This is a genomic window from Halobiforma lacisalsi AJ5 (genome assembly GCF_000226975.2).
GTDB classification, from domain to species: domain Archaea; phylum Halobacteriota; class Halobacteria; order Halobacteriales; family Natrialbaceae; genus Natronobacterium; species Natronobacterium lacisalsi.
Genome location: NZ_CP019285.1, coordinates 1,429,732 through 1,450,788, shown reverse-complemented (window position 1 = coordinate 1,450,788; position 21,057 = coordinate 1,429,732). Strand labels below are relative to the sequence as shown.

27 protein-coding genes are annotated in these 21,057 nt (G+C 66.7%); 12 read left to right on the top strand and 15 right to left on the bottom strand.

Annotated features, from left to right (window positions below; all coding sequences use genetic code 11):
- Positions 1-58: 58 nt before the first annotated feature.
- Entirely contained in the window at positions 59-220 is a 162-nt protein-coding gene (locus CHINAEXTREME_RS06875) for a preprotein translocase subunit Sec61beta (protein WP_007140285.1), read from the bottom strand.
- 127 nt (positions 221-347) lie between these two features.
- Here CHINAEXTREME_RS06875 and CHINAEXTREME_RS06870 point away from each other — a divergent pair, with 127 nt between their 5' ends.
- On the top strand, positions 348-878 hold the full coding sequence (locus tag CHINAEXTREME_RS06870; RefSeq protein ID WP_007140286.1) for an Lrp/AsnC family transcriptional regulator: 531 nt from the start codon (positions 348-350) through the stop codon (positions 876-878).
- 26 nt (positions 879-904) lie between these two features.
- Here CHINAEXTREME_RS06870 and CHINAEXTREME_RS06865 read toward each other — a convergent pair whose 3' ends face one another.
- Complete coding sequence (locus CHINAEXTREME_RS06865; RefSeq protein ID WP_007140287.1) at positions 905-2,260, bottom strand: aspartate aminotransferase family protein; 1,356 nt, start codon at positions 2,258-2,260, stop codon at positions 905-907.
- A 163-nt stretch (positions 2,261-2,423) separates the two neighbouring features.
- The gene (locus CHINAEXTREME_RS06860; RefSeq protein WP_007140288.1) at positions 2,424-3,068 is read right to left on the bottom strand and encodes a universal stress protein; all 645 of its coding nucleotides are present in this window, start codon (positions 3,066-3,068) and stop codon (positions 2,424-2,426) included.
- 194 nt (positions 3,069-3,262) lie between these two features.
- Between CHINAEXTREME_RS06860 and CHINAEXTREME_RS06855 the strand changes: the two genes are divergently transcribed.
- Positions 3,263-3,532, top strand: a complete 270-nt coding sequence (locus CHINAEXTREME_RS06855) for a thioredoxin family protein (RefSeq protein ID WP_006673733.1) — start codon at positions 3,263-3,265, stop codon at positions 3,530-3,532.
- Between the two features lie 186 nt (positions 3,533-3,718).
- Here CHINAEXTREME_RS06855 and npdG read toward each other — a convergent pair whose 3' ends face one another.
- Positions 3,719-4,387, bottom strand: coding sequence for an NADPH-dependent F420 reductase (gene npdG / locus CHINAEXTREME_RS06850; protein ID WP_007140289.1), 669 nt, complete (start codon positions 4,385-4,387; stop codon positions 3,719-3,721).
- A 203-nt stretch (positions 4,388-4,590) separates the two neighbouring features.
- Here npdG and CHINAEXTREME_RS22605 point away from each other — a divergent pair, with 203 nt between their 5' ends.
- Positions 4,591-4,986, top strand: coding sequence for a DUF7344 domain-containing protein (locus CHINAEXTREME_RS22605; RefSeq protein WP_007140290.1), 396 nt, complete (start codon positions 4,591-4,593; stop codon positions 4,984-4,986).
- Between the two features lie 43 nt (positions 4,987-5,029).
- Here the strand turns inward: CHINAEXTREME_RS22605 and CHINAEXTREME_RS06840 are convergent, their stop codons facing one another.
- From CHINAEXTREME_RS06840 to CHINAEXTREME_RS06825, 4 genes are all read right to left on the bottom strand, one after another.
- Entirely contained in the window at positions 5,030-5,275 is a 246-nt protein-coding gene (locus CHINAEXTREME_RS06840; RefSeq protein ID WP_007140291.1) for a hypothetical protein, read from the bottom strand.
- 59 nt (positions 5,276-5,334) lie between these two features.
- Positions 5,335-6,732, bottom strand: coding sequence for a hypothetical protein (locus tag CHINAEXTREME_RS06835; protein WP_029601501.1), 1,398 nt, complete (start codon positions 6,730-6,732; stop codon positions 5,335-5,337).
- 173 nt (positions 6,733-6,905) lie between these two features.
- On the bottom strand, positions 6,906-7,163 hold the full coding sequence (locus CHINAEXTREME_RS06830) for a hypothetical protein (protein WP_007140293.1): 258 nt from the start codon (positions 7,161-7,163) through the stop codon (positions 6,906-6,908).
- An 89-nt stretch (positions 7,164-7,252) separates the two neighbouring features.
- A complete protein-coding gene (locus tag CHINAEXTREME_RS06825) occupies positions 7,253-7,849 on the bottom strand; it encodes a uracil-DNA glycosylase (RefSeq protein ID WP_007140294.1) in 597 nt (198 codons plus the stop codon).
- 85 nt (positions 7,850-7,934) lie between these two features.
- Here CHINAEXTREME_RS06825 and CHINAEXTREME_RS06820 point away from each other — a divergent pair, with 85 nt between their 5' ends.
- Entirely contained in the window at positions 7,935-8,345 is a 411-nt protein-coding gene (locus CHINAEXTREME_RS06820; RefSeq protein ID WP_007140295.1) for a disulfide bond formation protein B, read from the top strand.
- 36 nt (positions 8,346-8,381) lie between these two features.
- Here the strand turns inward: CHINAEXTREME_RS06820 and CHINAEXTREME_RS06815 are convergent, their stop codons facing one another.
- Both CHINAEXTREME_RS06815 and CHINAEXTREME_RS06810 read right to left on the bottom strand, forming a co-directional pair.
- Positions 8,382-8,975, bottom strand: coding sequence for an endonuclease dU (locus tag CHINAEXTREME_RS06815; protein ID WP_007140296.1), 594 nt, complete (start codon positions 8,973-8,975; stop codon positions 8,382-8,384).
- Between the two features lie 67 nt (positions 8,976-9,042).
- Complete coding sequence (locus tag CHINAEXTREME_RS06810; RefSeq protein ID WP_007140297.1) at positions 9,043-9,219, bottom strand: DUF5786 family protein; 177 nt, start codon at positions 9,217-9,219, stop codon at positions 9,043-9,045.
- Positions 9,220-9,357: 138 nt separating this feature from the next.
- Here CHINAEXTREME_RS06810 and CHINAEXTREME_RS06805 point away from each other — a divergent pair, with 138 nt between their 5' ends.
- Complete coding sequence (locus CHINAEXTREME_RS06805) at positions 9,358-9,993, top strand: MBL fold metallo-hydrolase (protein ID WP_007140298.1); 636 nt, start codon at positions 9,358-9,360, stop codon at positions 9,991-9,993.
- A gap of 402 nt (positions 9,994-10,395) precedes the next feature.
- Here CHINAEXTREME_RS06805 and CHINAEXTREME_RS06800 read toward each other — a convergent pair whose 3' ends face one another.
- The 3 genes from CHINAEXTREME_RS06800 to CHINAEXTREME_RS06790 form a co-directional block, all read right to left on the bottom strand.
- The gene (locus tag CHINAEXTREME_RS06800) at positions 10,396-10,545 is read right to left on the bottom strand and encodes a 50S ribosomal protein L40e (RefSeq protein ID WP_007140299.1); all 150 of its coding nucleotides are present in this window, start codon (positions 10,543-10,545) and stop codon (positions 10,396-10,398) included.
- Positions 10,546-10,602: 57 nt separating this feature from the next.
- Complete coding sequence (locus CHINAEXTREME_RS06795) at positions 10,603-11,148, bottom strand: DUF367 family protein (RefSeq protein ID WP_007140300.1); 546 nt, start codon at positions 11,146-11,148, stop codon at positions 10,603-10,605.
- A 71-nt stretch (positions 11,149-11,219) separates the two neighbouring features.
- The gene (locus CHINAEXTREME_RS06790; RefSeq protein WP_007140301.1) at positions 11,220-13,019 is read right to left on the bottom strand and encodes a Rieske (2Fe-2S) protein; all 1,800 of its coding nucleotides are present in this window, start codon (positions 13,017-13,019) and stop codon (positions 11,220-11,222) included.
- Between the two features lie 121 nt (positions 13,020-13,140).
- On the opposite strand from CHINAEXTREME_RS06790, the gene CHINAEXTREME_RS06785 reads away from it, so the two are divergent.
- On the top strand, positions 13,141-13,482 hold the full coding sequence (locus CHINAEXTREME_RS06785; RefSeq protein WP_007140302.1) for a nuclear transport factor 2 family protein: 342 nt from the start codon (positions 13,141-13,143) through the stop codon (positions 13,480-13,482).
- 227 nt (positions 13,483-13,709) lie between these two features.
- Positions 13,710-14,732 (top strand): NAD-dependent epimerase/dehydratase family protein, encoded by a 1,023-nt coding sequence (locus tag CHINAEXTREME_RS06780; protein ID WP_007140303.1) that lies wholly within the window; start codon positions 13,710-13,712, stop codon positions 14,730-14,732.
- Between the two features lie 82 nt (positions 14,733-14,814).
- Here CHINAEXTREME_RS06780 and CHINAEXTREME_RS06775 read toward each other — a convergent pair whose 3' ends face one another.
- The gene (locus CHINAEXTREME_RS06775) at positions 14,815-15,963 is read right to left on the bottom strand and encodes an MBL fold metallo-hydrolase (RefSeq protein ID WP_007140304.1); all 1,149 of its coding nucleotides are present in this window, start codon (positions 15,961-15,963) and stop codon (positions 14,815-14,817) included.
- Between the two features lie 178 nt (positions 15,964-16,141).
- Between CHINAEXTREME_RS06775 and CHINAEXTREME_RS06770 the strand changes: the two genes are divergently transcribed.
- Positions 16,142-16,696: a DoxX family membrane protein gene (locus tag CHINAEXTREME_RS06770; protein WP_007140305.1), complete on the top strand. Its 555-nt coding sequence runs from the start codon at positions 16,142-16,144 to the stop codon at positions 16,694-16,696.
- A 261-nt stretch (positions 16,697-16,957) separates the two neighbouring features.
- Positions 16,958-17,416, top strand: a complete 459-nt coding sequence (locus CHINAEXTREME_RS06765; RefSeq protein ID WP_029601500.1) for a Tfx family DNA-binding protein — start codon at positions 16,958-16,960, stop codon at positions 17,414-17,416.
- A gap of 208 nt (positions 17,417-17,624) precedes the next feature.
- On the opposite strand, the gene ubaA is transcribed toward CHINAEXTREME_RS06765, so the two are convergent.
- On the bottom strand, positions 17,625-18,461 hold the full coding sequence (gene ubaA / locus CHINAEXTREME_RS06760; protein WP_007140307.1) for an SAMP-activating enzyme E1: 837 nt from the start codon (positions 18,459-18,461) through the stop codon (positions 17,625-17,627).
- A 171-nt stretch (positions 18,462-18,632) separates the two neighbouring features.
- Between ubaA and CHINAEXTREME_RS06755 the strand changes: the two genes are divergently transcribed.
- The 3 genes from CHINAEXTREME_RS06755 (at position 18,633) to CHINAEXTREME_RS06750 (ending at position 21,056) form a co-directional block, all read left to right on the top strand.
- Positions 18,633-18,818: an HVO_0416 family zinc finger protein gene (locus CHINAEXTREME_RS06755; RefSeq protein ID WP_007140308.1), complete on the top strand. Its 186-nt coding sequence runs from the start codon at positions 18,633-18,635 to the stop codon at positions 18,816-18,818.
- 112 nt (positions 18,819-18,930) lie between these two features.
- Positions 18,931-19,089, top strand: coding sequence for a DUF7563 family protein (locus CHINAEXTREME_RS21805; RefSeq protein ID WP_007140309.1), 159 nt, complete (start codon positions 18,931-18,933; stop codon positions 19,087-19,089).
- Positions 19,090-19,172: 83 nt separating this feature from the next.
- Positions 19,173-21,056 (top strand): UvrD-helicase domain-containing protein, encoded by a 1,884-nt coding sequence (locus tag CHINAEXTREME_RS06750; RefSeq protein ID WP_007140310.1) that lies wholly within the window; start codon positions 19,173-19,175, stop codon positions 21,054-21,056.
- Position 21,057: the final 1 nt, after the last annotated feature.

The window sequence follows — 21,057 nt, the reverse complement described above, 5'->3', positions numbered from 1 at the left end:
CGCTCGAGGGAGTCGAAGGTCGAAGGTCGAAGGGAGAAACCGGCAGCCGGTCCTCGAGTTATGAAACGAACGTCAGCAACTGGACGACGACGCCCAGCATGACGCCGGTTGCGATGACCGTCTTCGGATTAATGAGAATCGCGTTCGAGTCCTCCGAGTCGAAGTACCGGATGAGCCCGGCACTGGACATCAGTCCGCCGGTGTTCTGTCCTCTGTCCATACGCGTTCCTACGCTCCACCGGAACTAAATCTTTCGACCCTGCGTTCGGGTCGATCGAACGGTTCGACTCTCGGTTACGTCTCCCCGCCAGGTACAATCAAGTGTCCCTCGGCCCAATGAAACCCCAATGGGCGAGTCACTCGACGAGCGCGACGTTCGGATCATGTTCGCCATCGCCGAAGAAGAGTCGTTCAACACCGAGACCATCCACGAGGTGACCGGAATCCCGAAATCGACCGTCCACTACCGCATCCAGAACCTGAAGGAAGCCGGCGTCATCACCAACGACCTGTTCGACATCGACCGCGAGAAGTTCGGCCTCGAGATCACCGTCATCTCGGAGGTGTGGGCCGAATACGACGAAGGATACCACGAGGCTGTCGGCCGAAAACTCGGTGACATCGAGGGAGTCAACCAGGTGTACTTCACGATGGGCGATACGGACTTCATCGTCATCGCTCGGCTCACCTCGCGTGACATGGTCGAGAAACTCGTCGAGGAGTACGAGTCGATCGACGAGATCAGGCGCACGAGTTCGAAGTTCGCCATCTCGACGATCAAGGAAGACGTCGGGATCAGCATGCTCCAGGACTACGATCCGGAGGTGCTGCTGGCCAGGCAGGGGATTCGCGGCGACGAGGCGGAAGGGTCGGACTAATCGCTCGCGGCGTCTGCCGGGCTCCGTTACCGGTCGCCGGCTGCCGTCTCGATCGCGTCACAGATCACGTCCGCGCCGATCCGGGCCTGTGCTTCGGTCAGAACGAGCGGCGGGATCAGCCGCAGGACGTTGCCGTGTCTGCCGGCGCTCCAGACGAGTACGCCGTTCTCGTAACAGTGACGCTGGATTTCTTTCACAAGTTCCTCGTCAGGTTCGCCGTCCGTGACGAACTCGAGGCCGACGAACAGCCCCTTGCCGCGGACGTCCGTCAGTGCGGGCGTCTCGGCAGCGACCTCGCGGAACCGGTCCCGCAGGTAGCTTCCCACTTCGGTCGCGTGTGCGAGCAGGTCGTGCGATTCGATGTACTCGATGGCCCGGATTCCGCCGACGAACGCGGGGACGTTCCCGCGGAACGTGCCGACGTGTCCGCCGGGCCCCCAGGTGTCGTGGTCCTCGTGATAGAGCATCGCACCGATCGGGAGGCCGGTCCCGCCCAGCGCCTTGGCCATCGTGATCGCGTCGGGGGTCACGTCGAAGTGGTCGGTCGCGAACCACTCGCCCGTCCGCCCCAGCCCCGTCTGGATCTCGTCGACGATCAGGAGGGCGTCGTTGTCGTCGGCGATGTCGCGAAGGCCCCCGAGGAACTCCGCGGGCGGGACGACGACGCCGCCCTCGCCCTGGATCGGTTCGACCCAGATCCCCGCCGGCGTCTCGTGGCCGCCGTAGGGGTCCTCGAACTTCCGTTTGACCGCCTCGAGCGCCGTCGACACCGAGATCTCGTCGCCGCTCGCGGAGGGATAGGGCGCGTGGATCGCGTCGGGGAGAAGGGGCCCGTACCCCTCCTTGTATTTCTTGCCGGCGGTGAGGCTGAGCGCGCCGGCAGTCGTCCCGTGGTAGGCCCCCTCGAACGCGAGCAGCCCGTGACGGCCGGTGTTGTGTTTCGCGAGTTTGATCGAGCCCTCGATCGCGTCGCTACCGCTTGGCCCGCCGAAGACGACGTTGCTCGCCCCCTGGAGGTCGCCGGGCGCGATTTCGCGCAGCCGCTCGATGAGTTCCAGCCGCGGTTCCGTCGGGAAGTCGACCGTGTGGGTAACGGACTCGAGTTGGTCCTGGACCGCCTCGAGGACGTACGGGTTGGAGTGGCCGACGTTGAGTACGCCGATCCCGGCGAAGAAGTCGAGGAACGTGTTCCCGTCGGCGTCGCGGACGGTCGCGCCGCGGGCCTCCTCGAGCGCGATCGGGATCCGTCTGGGGTACGCGACCGCGCTACTGTCGATCTCGCGTTGCCTCTCGAGGAGGCGCTCCGAGTTCGGACCCGGGACGTCGTCGACCGACGGTGCGTCCGCGAAGTGGAGCTCGTCCAGTGCTGGGCCTACAGTCATATTGTAATCTTCCCATCGTGAGAGATATATTTTGTCCTGCTACCAAACATCCGACCTATCATTGACTCAGATCCAAACCGACGGGGCGCCGGCGAGTCCCCGCCCGACGTCTGGATCTCGGAAAACGGGAGGGCAGCGCGGGGAGGCGTCAGCGCCGCTGCGGTCACTCTCCCCGCAGTTCGGCGATACGTGTCGTTCCGGTTGCCCGGGAGATGTGGACGTTGAACGCCCGATCGTCGTTTTCCGCGTGGACGATCCAGTAGCCACCCATCTCGTGGGGATCGTCCTCGATGTCGAGGTCGGCGACGTCGATCCCCTCGGCGTCCGCGAGGGCTTCCCGGGCGACGTCGACTGCGGCGGCGGCGTCGCCGACGGGTTCCTCGTGCTCGTCGGCCCGGGTGACGAGGACGGAACAGTCCGCGTTGCGCATCACGTGCTCGGTCACGCTGCCGAGTAGGAGTCGGTCGATCCCGCGGCGACCGTGGGTCCCCATGACGGCGACGTCGATCGCGTTGTCGTCGATGTACTCGAGGATGACCTCCCGCGGGTCGCCGTCCTCGACGCTCGTCGTCACGGCGACGGAGTCCGGGGCGCGTTCGGCGACGCCCTCGACCAGTTGTCGGCCGTGTTCGCGTACCGATTCGACCGGCTGACTCCCCGAGAGATCCAGGGGCGTCCGCTCGTCGACGTCGGCGGCGAAGAGGACGTGCAGCGTGGCATCGAACCGGTCCGCCAGTTCGATCCCCTGTTCGACCGCCCGCGTGGCGGGATCGCTGCCGTCGGTCGGCACCAGGATATGTCGGTACATACCGTGAAATTCGACGGACACGTATAAAGAACCGAGGCGAATGATCAGCGAGTGGGAACGAACGCCGGCCGTTGCGACTGCCGACCACGGCGGCCCCTGCTGGCGGTCGTCCCGAGAATCGTGGCGATACAGCGGCAACCGATCACGACTGGGAAACCCTTATGCGCGGCCGGTAGCTACGTAGCGATGACCGCATGACTGTCACGCTCAAGGACTTCTACGCGGACTGGTGTGGCCCCTGCAAAACCCAGGACCCGATCCTCGAGGAACTCGAGGAGGACTGGGAGGGCCGCTTCGAAGTCGAGAAGGTAAACGTCGACGAACAGCAGGACGTGGCCAACGAGTATCAGGTCCGTTCCCTGCCGACGCTGATCATCGAGAACGACGACGGTATCGTCGAACGCTTCGTCGGCGTCACCCAGCGCGAGGACCTCGAGGACGCGCTCGAAGAAGCCGGCGCGTAAGCGCCGTTTCGGATCGGTCCAGCCGCCCGACTTCTCTCACCAAGGGGGTGCCGGCTTACGGTCCCCATCTCCGCTTTCGGTTCTCGAGCCGTCGGCTCGAGTACTTAGGAGGGGACACGACGCCCGTTCCCGACGGATACGGATACGGATACGGGTACGGGTACAGGTACAGGGCGAGCGCCGCGATCAGACCCACTTCGCGCCCACGTCCTCCAGGTCGTCGTTGTACCGAGCGATGTTGATGACCAGCGGCGTGACGCTCTCGACCTCCGCCGCGTTCGCGAGCGGACCGGCGTCGAGCGGGCGCAGGCCCTCGATCTCGTTCGTGAGGTCCCGGACGCGTTTCTTCGCGTCCGCGTCGTCGGCGACCAGCAGCGTATCGAGGTCGAACTCGACCTCGAGATCGGCCAGCTTGCCGGCCGCGAGGTTGTGGAACGCGCCGACCACCGGGACCTCGTCGGGCGCGCGCTGGGCGACCAGTTCCGTTACGCTGCCCGCACCCGGCGGGTGGTAGTGCATCCCGTCCTCGTCGCCCTGCATGCCGACCGCGGGCGTGACCAGGATCGTGTCCTCGTCTAGCCTGTCCGCGACCGCATCGACGGTGTCACCGACGTAGTAAGGCGGCACCGAGAGCACGACCACGTCCGCCCGGTCGGCTGCCATCTCGTTTGCGAACCCCTTCAGGTCCGCGTCGACGCCGTGCTCGGAGAGGGTTGCCTCGTACTCCTCGACCGCATCCCGGGCCTTCTCGGGGTCGCGGGAGCCGACGAGGATCTCGTGGTCCGTGTCTCGAGCGAAGCGCAGCGCGAGCCCTTCGCCGATATCGCCAGTGCCGCCGAGTAGTGCGATTCGCATAGGGGCCACTGCGCACGGCACCGGAATAAAAGGGAGGGGGTTCGGCCGAACCGCGCCGTCTGATCGGTCGCGTGTTTCGGGCCGTTCGCTCGTCGACCGACCGTCGCCGCGGATCAGTCACTCACTTAATCAAAACCACGGTTGTCGTGAAAATGTATGTGGATTAATGATTTGGAGGACGTCGATTGAGAGAGGTGGACAGTATGAGCAAGAGAGACGACGTTTTCGACGCGTTAGCGGACGCACAGCGGCGAGAGGTGTTAGTCGGGTTACTGAAACACGATTTGCAACCGGTAGCGGAGTTATCCGACGCGTCTCGGGACGTGATCGAGGCGAACGAGCGGCTTCTCGAGGAACACCTGTCCCGCTCTCGAGACCTGCCGGGGGTGGACGAGACGCTTCTTCGCCTGCACTGCGTTCACCTCCCGGCCCTCGCTGAATACGGCTTCGTCGAATGGTATCGAGCCGCCGGCGTCGTCACGAGAGGACCTCGGTTCGACGAACTGCGACCGTTTCTCGAACAGGTCGTCGATCACCCGGCGGACCGCTCCCAAACGGATTCTGGCCTCCGGAAGGAGCAGTTGACTATCGATCGGTGAACAGGGAGACACGTTCCATGGCCGTTCTCGAGAGATGCTACTGCTACTCGTCGGCGAGTTCGACCCCCCGAACCACGACGTGGAGCAGGACGACGCCGCTCCCGACGGCGAGGACGAACTGCGAGAGCAGCGTGAACAGGAGGGCACCGGATGCGGCCGCCAGCAGGAAGGGGACGGCCGCGACCGCGCCGAACAGCGCGACGAGTTTCGCGATCGGAACCAGTTCGTAGAACAGTCGATCGTCGTCGAGCGTGCCGCTGTCGTCGAAGAAGGGACCGGAAGTCGACATGGACGAGCGGTCGCCCGCCCGTCGTATTATCGTTCCGAACTATCCCGATTCCCAACCGTTCAGGCCACGACCTCGACGACCGTCTCGGCTTCGTCGTCCGCGCCGACGACCCGCACGGGGAATCGCTGGTCCTGCCGGACGGGGTAGGTCTCGAACTCGAGCGTCGCCGCGCCCGTCGCGCCGGCCTCGAGCGAGACCGGTTGCGTGTCCACGTGCTCGGGGTCGTGGCCCACGATCAGTTCGAGTTCGTCCTCGCGGTACTCCGGTCCCGTGTTCTCGAGGTCGACGATCACCTCGAGGGTGTCGCCGGCCGGAACCGGCGAATTCGTCCCGCGGATCGAGACCGCCATCTCGCCCGCCGACCGTTCGCGAACCTCGTCGATCACCCACGCTGACTCGGGGCTGGCGACGGTGCCGTCCTCACAGATCACCCACGGAAGGACCCGGCAGGTGTGACAGAGCGAGTCCGTCGCCAGCCGCGCGGTGTCGGTCTCGCCCTCGAGGTCGGTGACGCCGAGGATCGTATCGGCCTGCGTGAGCCACCAGACGACGCGATCCAGTCCGCCGTCCTCGCGGGTCGCCTCGAGTTCGAACTCGACGGACTCGCCTCGTGTGACCGAGACGGTGTCCCCGTCCGGCCGGAGCGGCTCGACGGTCGGCGACGGGTGCCCGTCCTCGGCGACCTCGACCGCCCACCGGGCGGCGTAGGTCTCCTCATCGTCGTCCGCCGGAACGACGGCTGCGGCCACCTCGTGGGTGCCCGTCTCCTCGAACGTCTCCCGGTGGTAGTGGGCGTCGAACTCCCCGTAGTACGCCGCCTCCCACGGGCCCCCGACAGGGCTGCCGACGCGCTCGCCATCGACCCACCAGACGGTCGTCTGCCGTTCGTCTGGCTCGAAGGCCCCGGCCTCGAAGAGCACCTCCGTTCCCTCGCGGATCGAAATCTCCGGGTCGGGGCGCGCGGTCGGAAGCTCCGACGCGCCGATCACGCCGACGGTGGTCTCGGCGATGTCGCCTTCGATCGCCACGCCGACCGGGAACTCGTCGTCGGTCGGCACCGGATACGTGTAGAAGTCGAACCGGGCGGTCCGCGTCTCGCCGGCCGCGACCGGCATCTCCCGTCGTCCGACGCGTTCGGCGTCGTGGCCGACGAGAAACTCGACCCGAGTGCGGAGGTCGGCCGTTCCCCGGTTCGTTATCTCGGCGACGACCCGCAGGCGGTCGCCCGCGCCGACCGGCGACGACGTGTCGGCGATCGATACCTCGAGGTCCGGACTGGGGCCGGAGTCTACCTCTTGGTCCGTCGACTCGAGCGGTTCGAACTCGTCCGAACCGGAGTCCGCTCCGTCTCTACCGTGCTCCCGCCGTCGTCTCCGCGCGAGCGCGCCGGCGACCCCGACACAGACCGCACCACTCGAGGCTCCGTACAGCACCCGTCGTCGACTCGGTCCGCTCATAATGAGGGCTTAGCGACGAGTCGCGCAAAAACCGAACCTACCGTTTCGGGATCCAACGAGCGGTTTCGAGTGACCGCCGGAGAGAGCGACTGACGGCCCCGTTCGACGGCGGCCGTACGTCGTGGTTACCGTTTTCCGGAAGTGACAGGAGCCGCGAACTCCTCGCCGCGTATTCAGGGAGCGTCGTCCTCGTCCGGGTTCATCGCCGCGCCGAGTTCTCCCCGGTAGGCGTCGCGGTTCTCGACTTCCCGGATGCGCTGGTCGAGCGTGTCCCCGAGTTCCCGGCGGCGCGTCTCGTCGACGTCGGGATCGTTCCCCAGTGCCTCGAGGTCCTCGCGGGCGCTCCGCAACACGGCAACGGCCTCCTCGGTCTCGAGGTCGGTTGCTCGCTCGAGGCTCCGTTCGACGTCGGCAAGCGTGAGATCGGTCATGGTCGTCCTGGGGCGGCCGGGCGGTTCAACTGACTGCCGGCGATCGAAACCTTCGCCGACGATCCACCGCTGTACGGCGCACGGACCGGTCAAAAGCCGTCGAGCCGCGTCTGCCCGCCCTCGCTGCCGTCCGCGCCGGCGAGGTCGGCGGCCCGCTCGATCGTCTCCGCGAACGTCTCCTCCTGGCTGCGGTCGTACAGCGTCGCCGCCGGGTGAACACAGATCAGCAGTCGGTACGGCGAGCCCCGGATGCGGACGTCCTCGATCGTTCCCGCCTCCTTCGTCACGGCGACCGAACGGTCCAGCAGGTGCTCGCTCGGCACCTTCCCGAGCGTGACGATCACCTCGGGGTCGAGCCGCTCGATCTCGGTCTCGAGGTATCCCCGACAGTTCTCGAGTTCTTCCGTTGTCGGGTCGCGGTTCTCCGGCGGGCGACAGCGCACGCAGTTGGTGATCCGAATCGTCTCGCGGTCGAGGCCGGCGATCCGGAGTTGGTCGTCGAGCACGGAGCCGCTGCGGCCGACGAACGGCTCGCCCTGCTCGTCTTCCTGTGCGCCCGGCCCCTCGCCGACGAAGAGCACGTCGGCGTCCTCGGGGCCGGTGCCGTTGACGATCCGACTCCGACAGTCGACGAGTTTCGGACACTGCGTGCACTCGGTGACCCGGAGATCCTCCATCGTTCCCATGGTGGGTGCTCAGCCGAGGGGCACCTACGTTTTTCCGTTTGTCGGGACCGAACGATTGAACCCGCCGTCGCACCCACGCGACCGTATGCGTCGTCGCTTCCTCGCTGTCACCGCCGTCGTCGCGGCCGTCGCAACCCTCGGGAGCCTCTACTTCGGCGAGATCCGGGGGTATCCGCCCTGCGACCTGTGCTGGTACCAGCGGATCTGTATGTACCCGCTCACGGTCGTCCTCGGCGTCGCCGCCCTCGAGGACCGCGCAGGAACGTGGAAGACCGCCCTCCCCCTCTCGGGGGTTGGACTCCTCGTCGCGGCGTACCACGTCCTGATCCAGGCGACCGGTTCGTCGGGCACGACCTGCGGGGTCGGCGGCGGCTGTGGCTCCGTCTACTGGCGCGGCCTCGGCGTCTTCACGATTCCGCGGCTGTCGCTGGTCGCGTTCGTCCTCGTGACTGGCGGGCTTCTCGGCGTGGCGGCGCTCGAGCGGCGGTCGGCGTAAGTCGGTTACACGCGCCCGCTCGAGGTCGCGATCGGACTATTCGGACTCGCCGCCCGAGGACTCTTCCCCGCTTCTCTGGCGGTACCCGTCCGCCGCCCGCGCCGCGAGGCTGGCCACCCGGATCGGCTCCGGACGGCCGCCCTCGGGCGTGAACGCACGTACCACCTCGTCGACCCGCTCGGCCTCGAGGCCGCTGGCCCGGACGTACACCGTCTCGTCGTTGACCGACAGTTCTCGGCGGGGCGACAGCGAGCGATACCGCTCGAGGCGTCGGCGACGCTCTTCACCCGAGAATGCGTCGCGAATCCCGGTCTCGAGACCGTCGCTCGCCTCGAAGGTGACGGCGATCACGGGCCGGTCGGCGGCCTCGCGGATCCGCGACAACTCGAGAACGTTGTACCAGGCCGGGGCGACGGCACCGAGCAACACGTACCGGGCGTCGGGACGGTCCAGGTCGGCAAGCAGCGAGACGACCGCGTCGGTCGCGTCGGTGCCGCCGACGGTACAGGAGTCGTAGGCGAGGCCGTCCACGACGCGGTCGGCGCGGACGACGGCGGCGGCGAGCGTACTCCGTGTCGCGCCGTCGCGATAGGACTCCGCGACGCCGAGTGCCCGCACCCCGGCTTTCATCGGTATCGCCACCGGAATCGGCGCCGGGACCGAGACCGGCACCGACGGCGGGGGTTAGCTATCACCGTCAGGACTCGTCGTCCTTGATCTCCTTGAGGCGATCCAAGAGTTCGTCGCTGGAAGCTCCGTTCTCGAACTCGATCGTTCCGTTGTGGTCGGTTTCCGATGACTGAACGGCGTCGTCGTCGTCAAAATCAGCGTCGACCTCCTGTTGTTCGGATTCGTCGTAACTCCCGAATCCCATACAGGTAGCCCTATGCGTTTGGAGGTGAAAAATTCCATGGTTGTGTCCATCGGGGCCGCTACCGATCGCTCAGCGGAAATTCCGCGTACTGGCGGCGCCGACGCCAGGATTTTACTCGCGGCCGACGAGACCCCCGATATGGACGTGTACCACGTCACCGACGAAGCCGAGACGTTCACCTGCAACGCCTTCCTGGCGGTCGGCGATACCGTCACGCTCGTCGACGTCGGCGCGTACGAGGGCGTCGTCGACGTCATCCACAGGCACGTCGACGACCTCGATGCGGTCGTCCTGACACACCAGCACAGCGATCACGTCGCCCAACTCGAGGCCGTCCTCGAGGCATTCGATCCCGACGTCTACGCCTACGGCGACCATCCGGCACGGACCCACGCGCTCGAGGACGGCGACTCGGTCCGGATCGGCGACGAGGAGTTCGACGTGGTCTACACGCCCGGCCACGCCGACGACCACGTCTCGTTCGTCTCCGAGACGACGCTGTTCTCCGGCGACGTAGTCGTCCACGACGACGGCGCGTTCGACTACGGCAGCTTCGGCCGCACGGACATGGCCGGCCAGTCCCGCGAACGGCTCATCGAGAGCATTCGGGACCTGCTCGAGCGCATGCCCTCGGGGGACGAGGGAGGCGAGTCCGCCGGCGTCGAGCACATGTACGCAGGCCACGGCGAGGTCTTCCACGGGGACGTCCGCGACGTCGTCGAAACCGCGCTCGAGCGCGCGGAGCAACGCGAGCCCAAGTACCCCGACGAGTGACGCGGCCGGTGCGGCCGGTCGGGGCCGACGGATCGTACCGGTCCCGTCGGTCGAATAGTACCCGTCGCGCTCGCGGGAATCACCCACTCCTAAGTAGGAACTGTGCCAACGTGAGGACGCACCGCAAGGTGTGCGGTGGGGAGACCACCACCTACCGAACCGCTCCCCACACGCTGCTTCCGTCACCGGAAGCGAGTGGTTGTTTCTAATCGAAGTACTAAACGGCATTGGCTATTGGTCGCGACCGAGAATCGACTGCCCTCGGGCGGTCACGCCGGCGAGAACCGACGTGCAAACGATACGTAGGGGCGCGACGACCGGCGGTCCGACCGCTTCGACGCAAGGGAGAAGCGGGACGGAACGCCGTCCCAGAACGAAGGTGTCTCGAGTACTCGAGTCGCGTTACGCTGCGCGGGGTTCTTTCGCCTTGGGGCGGAGGTTCCCGTAGCCACACTTCCGGCAAGAGTCGGCTCGCTTCGGGTTGCGGGCGTTACAGCGCATGCAGATCATCTTCTCGAGCGACCGGTTCTCGGCGGCGTCGAAGCTTGGCATATCGCCCCGTTGGGGGGACGTGCATATAACCGCTGTGATTGTGCGACCGCCGAGCGGTCACTCCGGGACGGCATCGTCGTCCACGGTCTCGCTTTCGCCCTCGTCGGGGTCGGCCAGATACTCCTCCTGCACCGCGACGACCTCGCTCGAGTCCGCACACTCGCTGTACCGGCGAAGCGGCTCCTCGTTGAGCGTCAGGAAGGTCTCGCCCCAGCGGAACGGCTCGAGCAGTTCCTCGGCGCGGTCCCGCTCGCCGAAGATACAACAGGCGCCGGCCAGCGCCTCGACGGTGGTCAGCTGGAACGGCCGGCCGTAATTGACCGGGTTCGCGGCGACGAGGAAGGGCAGCGCGCGGTGGACGCCGTTCATCCGGAACGAGGCCGCCTCCGCGGACTCCCAGGAACAGTCGAGCGCGACCAGCGTGCCCAGCCCCTCCTCCGCGTCGGCCGGCGAGAGCGCCCGGTCGGCGTGGGGGTTGAGGACGACGCCGTAGGGCACCTGCGACATCTTCCGGTAGAGGATCGCCTCGTCGAACTGCTCGAGGCGGCGCGCGGTGCACTTCTCGGGGTCGTCGTCCCCCTCGTAGTAGACGTGACACTCCACGCGGGGCCGTACGGGCGGGGCGGAAAAAAGGCAGTCGATGGGCGGACGCGACTAACCCGCTCCCCCGTGGATCACTCGTGGATCCGTTCGCCCCGCCCGAGCCGCGTCGCGATCGAGAACGTCTGTTCTGCCTCCCGTCGCGTCGGGAAGTGGGCGGCCATGTACCGAGCCGTCGCGATCAGCGGGATCCGGCGGCGCCGATCGAGGTCGACGCCTTCCCGTTTCTCGCCCTCGGATCGGCGCTCCTCGACCAGGTCGAACCGCCGGAACGCCGCCTCGACGTTCTGGAGGGTGTGGAAGTCGGCGTCCTCGCGCAGCAGTCCGTGCCCGAGCGTCCGCTTCAGCGCCGCCGGGTCGCCGCCGCAGTCGAAGAACTCCCCGACCAGCCGACCCGCACGGTTGACCTCCCCGTCCGCGTCAAACGTCTCGAGTAGGTCCTCGCGAATGGCGTCCGGGTCGCGGCCGGTGTCCTCCCCGGGCTCGGGAACCCGCGCGGGCGGCGTGTTGAGGAACCGATCGAGGTAGACGCTCACGGCGGCGTCGAAGACGGCCCGGTAGAGTTCGATCGCGTCGGTTCGGCGGGTCGCCCCCTGGACCGCGTTGGCGTAGGTGAACGTGTGGTGGACGGTGTCCCAGTCGCCGAACTCGTTCCCCGTACCGAACTGCGCGACCCGGGTCGCGGCTGCGTGAGCGACCTCCGCGGCGAGGTCCTCGGTCGTCGCGCCCGCCCGGACTGCGTCGGCCAGGGCGTCGACGATCGCCTCGGGGTCGTCCCCCAGCAGCGTCGCCTGGAAGTCGGCCGGGGGCGACCACGACCCGCGGTCCCCTTCGCGAGCGAGTTCCTCGAGCCCGTTCGTCTCGGTGACGTCGCCGCCGTAGACGTCCTCGAGGAGCGCGACCAGGTCGACGGGCTGTCGCCACGCCGACTGCTCGTTGCTGCGGTCGGCGGTGACGAGCGGCTCGACGAGGCTCGCGAGGGCGTCCGCGGTGTGTTCGGCACCGACGTGTTCGAGCGTCTCGAAGGCCGTGTTCGCGAAGTCGAGGACGTGGCCGGCCGAGAGGTAGGGGTGATCCGTCGCGGCCGCGAAGACCATCTCCGCGAGTTCGGCCTCCGAACGGCCCGACTCGACGGCGGTCCGCAGGCAGCGTTCCGCGCCGTCGGCGTCGCGCAACTCGACGCAGTCGCGAAACCAGGACTTGAGCCGGTCGAAACCGACGTCGTCGGTCGACAGCGACGGCTGGTCGAAGTTCGGCGTCTCGCCGGCGCAGTCGTTCGCGACGTACCGGACACCGGTGTACAGCGCCCGCTTTCGGTCCCTCTCCTCGAGGTCGTCGATCACGTTCGCCATACAGCCGAGGACGGTGAGCCCGCGACCCCAGCCGGCGTCCCGATACTTGGTGCCGAACTCGAGGGTTCGCGCGGTCGGCTCGCGGTAGTCGACGCCGGCGTCGAGGAGGCCGATGGTCGACTTCGCGACGACCAGCCGCAGGTTCTCCTCGAGCCCCGTCTCGAGGCGGTCGGCCCAGTGCTCCTCGGGCGGCAGCTCCCGGACCGGGTTCGGGTTCACGTAGACGGTTCCGTCGCGCACCTCAACGGGGTAGGTCTGGACGTCGTCGGCCCACGGGTCGAACGTGTCGCCACAGGAGAGTTCGAACCGGGCGTGGTGCCAGTGGCAGGTGAGGATCCCGTCGTCGACGGTGCCCTCGACGAGCGGGAACCCCATGTGGGGACAGCGGTTGTTCACCGCCCTGACCTCCCCTTCGTGGTGGAAGAGGGCGATCGGTACCCCGTCGACGCTCGTCAGTTCGCGGCCGCTCTCCTCGAGGTCCGCGAGCGGGACGGCCTCGTGGAAGTCGTCGGCTGTTGCCATAGGTTTACACACGACGCGATGTCGTGTAAGCGTTCGCTGAACGCAGTTCCTGTAACCGTCGCGATAATAGGGCGTCGGGCGAGTACCACGCTTTTGGCACTCCGCCCGAAACCTCCCGCGTATGGACCCGGTTGCCCTCGTTCGGCGGTACTACGACGCGCTCGACGACCACGACTACGAGGCGCTCGAGTCGGTGCTTGCGCCCGAGTTCGTCCAGCGAAGACCCGACAGGACCTTCGAGGACCGGGCCTCGTTCGTCCGGTTCATGCGCGAGGAACGACCGAACCCGGACACGCGCCACGAGTTGTGCTCGGTCGTTGCCAACGACGAGGCGGCAGTCGCCGCCCGCGGTCGCGTCCTCGAGGCCGCAGGGCCAGGCGACGCCGACGAACTGTTCGAGTTCGCCGACTTCTTCGAACTCGAGGAGGGACGGATCGTTCGCCTCGAGACCTACTCGCGGTGAGACGGGGGAACGGCTCCCCCGGACTCCAGAGTGAGGTCACGGTCGGTTCTCCCGAAATGGTGGTGAGACGGGAGGGAGTCCGATCCCTGCGCGTGCGAACCGACCGCTGGTCCGATAGCTACGCGTGGTCCCTTCCGGGCGACGACTACTCGAGGTCGGATTAGGAAACCGAACGGTTTGCCCGAAAAGCACGAAGTCTTATGCTGTTTGTTAACACGGGACAGTATATGGGGTACGTCATCACTGGTGCGACGGGGTTCATCGGGACCTCCCTCGTCGAGCGCCTCGTGGACGACGGACACGCGGTGACTGCGGTCACCCGCGACGAGTCGAACGCCGAGCACCTCCCCGAATCCGTCACGGTCGTTGAGGGGGACGTCACGGAGAAAGAGGGCCTGCGAAACGCGATAGACGGGGCCGACGGTGTCTTCCACCTCGCCGCCTGGTACCAGGTCGGGCCGGGCCCGTGGAACGAAGAGAAAGCCGAGCGGGTCAACGTCAAGGGAACGCGGAACGTGCTGGAACTGCTCGACGAGTACGACGTACCGAAAGGCGTCTACGTTAGCACCGCCGGCGTGTACGGCGATACTGGCGGCGAGTACGTCGACGAGTCCTACCGGTCGCCGAACTCGTTTCCCTCCGTGTACCAGCGCACGAAATGGCGCGCCCACTACGAGGTCGCGGAACCGATGATCGACGACGGACTCCCGGTCGTAATCGCCACGCTCGGCGCGATCTACGGACCCGGTGACAAGGCCTACGGCGGCACACCCCGGACTGCGTTCCGGGGCCACCTCAAACAGGAGCTTCCCATGATTCCGAACGACTTCACGCTTCCCTGGAGCTACGTCGAGGACACGGCCGCGAACCTGGTCCGGGCGATGGACGAGGGAGCTCCCGGGGAGGAGTACATACTCTCGGGCGAACCCAGGAGCGTCCCCGACATATTCGGGATCGTAGAGGAGTTGACGGGGATTCCAGCGCCGCGAGCGGTGCCGAGCGCGGTTTTCGGCGCGTTGAGCCGTGTCGTCTCCGTCGCCGAACTCGTTACCCGGCCTCCCGAGGGGTTCGAAAGCGAACTGCTGGCGTTCTTCGACAGCGGCGAAGTGCTCGTCGACAACTCGAGAGCCCGACGTGAACTCGGGATCGAACACCGGCCCGTGGAAGACGGCCTCCGTGAATATCTCGACTGGGAGCTGGCACAACTGGGGATGCAATCGGAACTACGCGAACCGGCTTCCCCGGCCTGACGGTCGCCGTGACGTGTGAGGTTTTTATAAAATCGGACGGGCCTCGAGACCGTCCCGCCGTCCCGGTCTCGTCGGGCTCCGATCAGGCCGAGCAGTTGTTCGGCCCCATCTCGAGTTCGACCCGTTCCTCCGGTGCGATTTCGAGCGCACCCCGATTGCGGTCGATGATCTCCTCGTAGTTGGCCGGCTTCTCCCCGGCGTCGGCCATCCGCTCGACGAACGCCTCGCGCTCGAGGTCGAGCAGGTCGATCTCAGTCCGGGCGTCCCTGATCGTCGTCGTGATCGGTTCGCCGGGCGAGCCGTGGGCGAACTCCCCCGACTCGGTGACGGTGACGTGGCCGGGGAGGACGACGACCGACTCGGGTTCGGCGAGGATCGTCCGGTGGAGCGTCTCGTAGAGCATCTCCGCGCCCTCCTCCCCTTCGTCTGCGCTGAACTCGAGTTCCGTCCGCCCCGTCGAGTCGACGTGCAGCGTGTCCGCGGTCAACAGCGCCCGGTCGTCGACCAGCAGGTTGATCATCTCGCTGGTGTGGCCCGGCGCGGCCAGCGCCTTCACCTCGCGGTCACCCACCGCGAGCACCTCGTTGCGCTCGAGGGGCGTGAACTCGACCTCGACGTCGCGCTCCGTGGCACGCTCGCCGAGGTAGTAGGGGACCCCGAGGTCGTCGGCGAGTTCCCGCCCGCCGGACGCGTGATCGGCGTGGACGTGGGTGTCGATCACCCCCTCGATCGAGAGGCCGGCCTCCTCCGCGGCGACCGCGAACTCGTCGCCGTCGGCGGTCGGATCGACGACGACCGCCTCGCCCGTGCGTTCACAGCCGACCACGTAGCCGAGACAGCCCTTCGCGCGACGCTGGACCTGAACGACCGTCAGCCCGTCGTCGACGTCGATCGAGGCACGATCGTAGACGCCGCTCCACCCTTTCATCCCGCCGTCGACGGCCTGGGCGTCGAACTCGTCGGTCGCCGACTCGAGTTGCGTTGCCAGGTTGCCGGACGAGAGCCCTTTCGCGCAGATGGCGATCACCCGGTCGGCGTCCCCGACGACCTCGCGCAGGTCCTCGAGTTGCCCGTTCTCCTCGAGGTCCTCCTCGGGGCCGAACTGGAAGTGTCTGGCCCCGGGAACGCGCCAGGCCTCGTAACTCTCCGCCGGGCGCGTATCGACGAGCGCGAACTCCTCGTCCCCGTCGATCAGCTCCGCGAGCCGGTCGGGCGAGATGGTCGTGACCATACCGCCCGTACGACGCCGACGGACGTAAACGTCGTCGCGCAGCCGCCGGCAGTATAAATTGGGCGAACATATTCGCACCCGATTCCCGAACGGTCGGAACATCTCCTGAGCGGCGGGAACCAGGATCCGCGTTCAAGTATACGACCGTCCTACCTCTACCTGTAAGAGGTGACAGACGATGTCCACTACAACTCCAAACCGACTCGAAAGCCGCTACGGTGGGATTACCCTCACCGGCGAACCGCACGCCCTGAGCGCGTGGTTCGTGGTCGCACTGCGGTTCGTGATGGGTGGGATGATCCTGTTTGCGGGCCTGGGGAAGGTCTCCGACTGGCCGTTCGACGCCAGTGGCTACCTCGCCCACGTCGACCCCGCGAGCCCCGTGAGCGGACTCTACGGCGCGATGGCCGCCAACCCCGCGCTGATGGAGGTCATCAACGTCGTCGTGCCCGCGACGCAGGTGCTGATCGGCGTCGCGCTGATCGCCGGCGCGTTCGTCCGCCTGGCAGCACTCGGCGGCGCGATGCAGATGACCGCCTTCTACCTCGGCGGCTGGGAAGGTGAGTGGCTCGCGCTGTTCGACTCGACGCTGATCTACGCCGTCGCGTTCCTCGCGCTCGGCGCGTTCGCAGCGGGCCGTATCGCCGGCCTCGACGCCTACCTCGAGCGCATCCAGGTCGGCGGCGAGAAGCTGATCGACCGCTACCCCAAGCTCCGGTACCTCCTGGGCTGAGCCGTGCGACGGCATAGGCCGGGATCGACGGAGCCTCGCTTTCCTCCTCGCGCGCTTTCGCTTTCGAGCTCGACGTTTCCGCACGTTCTCCCGTGTCCCTCCCGATATCGTTCGTGACGGCTCGAGTATCGACTCGGTCGCGGTCGGATCGGGGAAGCTTTCATCCCGTCGCCTGCTAGTACTTGGATATGAACGTCCGAGTCCGACCGGGCTCGATCCGGACGGAAGCCGGAACCGGAACCGGAGCCGGGGGTGACCGTCGTGCTCGATGAAGTCGACGAACTGCTCGACGACATCGGGTTCGAACCCGAATCGAGCGTCCTCACGTATCGACAGGCCCAGGTGCTGGCCCTGCGCGAACGAGACATCTCGCAGGCCGACATCGCCGACGAGCTGGGTACCTCGCGTGCGAACGTCTCCTCGATCGAGGCCAGCGCCCGCGAAAACCTCGAGAAGGCCCGCGAAACCGTCGGGTTCGCGGAGGCGCTTCGCGCGCCGGTCCGTGTCCGCGTCCCGGAGGGGACCGACCTCTACGACGTGCCGAACCGGGTCTACGAGGCCTGCGACGAGGCCGGCGTCAAGGTCGACTACACCGCGCCCGACCTGATGAAGGCAGTCAGCGACGCTGCCGGCTCAGCGATCACGGGACGGGAGGTTTCGACGCCCCTGATCGTCGGCGTTACTTCGGACGGGATGGTCCGGGTCCGCCACCAGGAGTAGGCTCGATCGCCAACGACAGTCCACGACCGTCCACGAGCGCCGCGGCCGTCGCAGGGTCGAAACTATGCGTCTCGCCGTGGTCGATCCGCGCATGGACCTCGAGTTAGCCGACACCGCGGCGCTGGTAACGGCATCCGCGAGCGGCCGCGACGGCCCGGCGGAGTGACGACGAGGTGATCGGTTCCTCCGTCCTCGTTCGGCCCGTGGCTCAGTCCGCCGAGATCTCGCAGGTCCCCTCGTAGGCCACGTCCGAGACGGACTCGATCTCGGGGTCGTCGCCACAGACGGGACAGTCCGGGTTGGGCCGGACGGGGACCTCCTCGAAGCTCATGTCCATCGCGTCGTACATGAGCAGGCGGCCCTCGAGGGGGTCGCCCTTCCCGAGCAGGTACTTGACGACCTCGGTGGCCTGGATGCAGCCGACGGTACCCGGGAGGACGCCGAGGACGCCGGTCGTCGCGCAATCGGGGACGGTGCCCGGTTCGGGGGCTTCGGGGAAGATACAGCGGTAACACGGCGGGTCGTCCTCGCCGGTGCGCTCGTTGGTGAACGTCGTCACCTGCCCCTCGAAGCGATAGATCGCGCCGTGGGACAGCGGCGTCTCGGTGAGCACGCAGTGGTCGTTGAGCAGGTACCGCGTCGCGAAGTTGTCGCTGGCGTCGAGGACGACGTCGTAGTCGGCGACGAGGTCGCCGACGTTTTCGGGTGTGAGCCGTACCTCGTGGGTCTCGATGTCGACGTCGGGGTTCAGCGCCGCCACGTAGTCGGCCGCGCTCTCGACTTTCGGCCGGCCGACGTCGGCGTCGCCGTGAACGATCTGGCGCTGCAGGTTCGACCGCTCGACGACGTCGTCGTCGACGATGCCGATCCGGCCGACCCCGGCGGCCGCGAGGTACTGGATCGCCGGCGACCCGAGCCCGCCCGCGCCGACGACCAGCACCGACCCCTCGAGCAGCCGTTTCTGGCCTTCGGGCCCGACCTCGTCCATGATTACGTGTCTCGAGTACCGATCGAGTTGCGTCGCGTCGAGGCGCAGATCCGTCATACGCCTACGTTGGAGCGAGACCGGCAAAAACTCGAGGGTCGGCACGCTCCCCGATTCGACGCCGGGAATCCCCCGGTCCTGACGAGTACGGCACCTTACCTGTCGGAAACTCTGAGGTAGGATCTGGAGGTAACCCTACGATTTATTACTGTGGTGTGCATTGACACACCTATGGGTACCTCACCCAACGACGCCGGTGACGACGTCTTCGATCAGTTCCTCACTGACCGCGGTCACACGGTCGAACGAGTAGGGTGGGAACAGGAGTATAACAAGAAGCAGTGTCCGGAGTGTGGCGGCCTCCACGAGGACTCGGCGACGCTGTGTACAGTTTGCGGCTGGGAACCGACGGCGTAGGCGGCTCTTCCCATCGTTTTCCTCCACCGACGAGCGGTGCCGCGACAGTTTTCGCCCCGAACATTCGACATAACTATAGTGTATTAATTGCAAACAGTAGCGGTGAGGAGATATGCCGGAATGCCAGAACTGCGGTTCGTTCGTGACCGACGCGTACGCGCGGGTGTTCACGCCGCGAGGCGTCGACGACCCGCGCGTCTGTCCGGACTGCCAAGACAAGATCCGAGACGGCGCCGAGGTCCGAACCGCTCGCTCCCCGCGAAACCCCTGACGCCCTGAACCGCCCGTCAACGGTCCGTTCCCGTCGTCGAAAACCCACGTCACTTATGAGTATCGCGCTCCTGAATGGCTACAATGGCTACCACGGAGACGAAGGTGACCCGGCTGTTCGGTGGTCCGGGAAGCGGGAAGACGACCGCGCTTCTCGACCACGTCGAAGAAATCCTCGAGCAGGACGGCGTCACGTTCCGGGATATCCTCGTCGTCTCGTACACGCGAGCGGCCGCACAGGAGGTTCGCGAACGACTCGCCGATCGGCTCGGTGAGAGCCCCCGTGCGCTGCAGGGCAACGTCTGTACGATGCACGCCAAGGCGTACGATCTGCTGGATCTCTCCCGAAGCGACGTCATCGGCGAAACCGAGAAAGAGGAGTTCTGCGAACAGTACGGTCTCGAGTTCGAGGACGAGTACTCCGGCGCTGGTCGCCGGACTGCCCGCTCGACGACCATCGGAAACAAGGTCATCGCGACCAGTCAGTGGCTCCAGCGGACCCGCCGCGACGTCGCCGACTGGTACGACGTCCCCTTCCAGTGGGACGAGGAGGAGGTTCGACTCCCGCCGGAGATCGACCCCAACGCCCAGGAGGGCAACAAGTACACCCCGACCTGGCCCAGCGACGACGACCGGATCGACGTCCCCGAAGCGATCCGCGCCTGGCGCTCCTACAAGGGCGAGGAGGGCAAGATCGGCTTCGCGGACATGTTAGAGCGCGTGCGACAGCGCTCGCTGCTCCCGAGCGTCGACTACCTGGTGATCGACGAGTTCCAGGACATCACCACCCTGCAGTACGACGTCTACGACGAGTGGAAACCCCACATGGACCAGGTGCTGATCGCCGGCGACGACGACCAGGTCGTCTACTCCTGGCAGGGTGCCGACCCCGCCTTGCTGCTCGAGGAGGGCGTCGACGAGGACGTCATTCTCCCTAACTCCTACCGACTGCCCTCGAACGTCCTCAACGCCGTCAACAAGGAAATCCGTCACATCGACAAGCGTCAGGACAAGGACCTCAAGCCCCGCAAGGAGGGCGGCGCGGTCGAGGCCCGCCGGAACGCCTCCATGCTCGACGTGGTCCGGATGGTTCGGCGGACGCTGGTCGAGGACCCCGACGGGACGATCATGGTCCTGTTCCGGGCCCGCTACCAGATGTTCCAGTTCATCGACGAGTTCATCACCGAAGGGATCCCGTTCACGTCGCTGACGGACCAGCGGATGTGGACCGACCGACTCACCCAGTACGTCCGCGCGGTCGAGGCGATCGATCGCGGCGACGACGTCACCGGCCTGCAGGCCCGCCGACTCGCCGACATGCTCCAGGAGTCGGCGTTCGGCACCGAGGAGCGCGACGACCTCTTCGACGAAATCGACGAACGCCAGGAGGAGACCGGCATCGAAGACCTCCAGGAACTGCTGATCCCCGCCGAGGTCGTCGAGGACCACGTCCCGTTCATGCCCGACCCGGCCTCCGCGGCCGACATGGTCCGGAAGGTGACCAACTTCCAGAAGAAGAGCATTCGCTCGTACTTCGGCATCGGCGAGTACGTCGGGATGGACACCGACCGGGTCCGCGTTGGCACGATCCACTCCGCGAAGGGCCGCGAAGCCGACCACGTCATCGTCGGCACCGACCTCACGGAGAAGGTCGTCGAGCAGATGGTCGCGACGGTCGACGACCCCGAGGACGTCCCCGGCGTCGAGGAGTTCACCAAGTCCACCTCGCCGGTTCCCGTCCTCACGGACAACGAACGGCGCGTCTTCTACGTCGGCATGTCCCGTGCCCGCGAACGGCTCGTCCTGCTCGAGAACCTCGTCGACGGCGCGCCGACGCTGCCGATCGACGTGTTGCTCAACGGCCGACTCACCGACGCGACCCTCGAGGAACTGATCGAGGAGGCCCAGCAGCCGCTGGCGGACGAAGGCGACGGGGAAGGCGAGGAAGTCGAGGCCGAAGCGCCGTAAC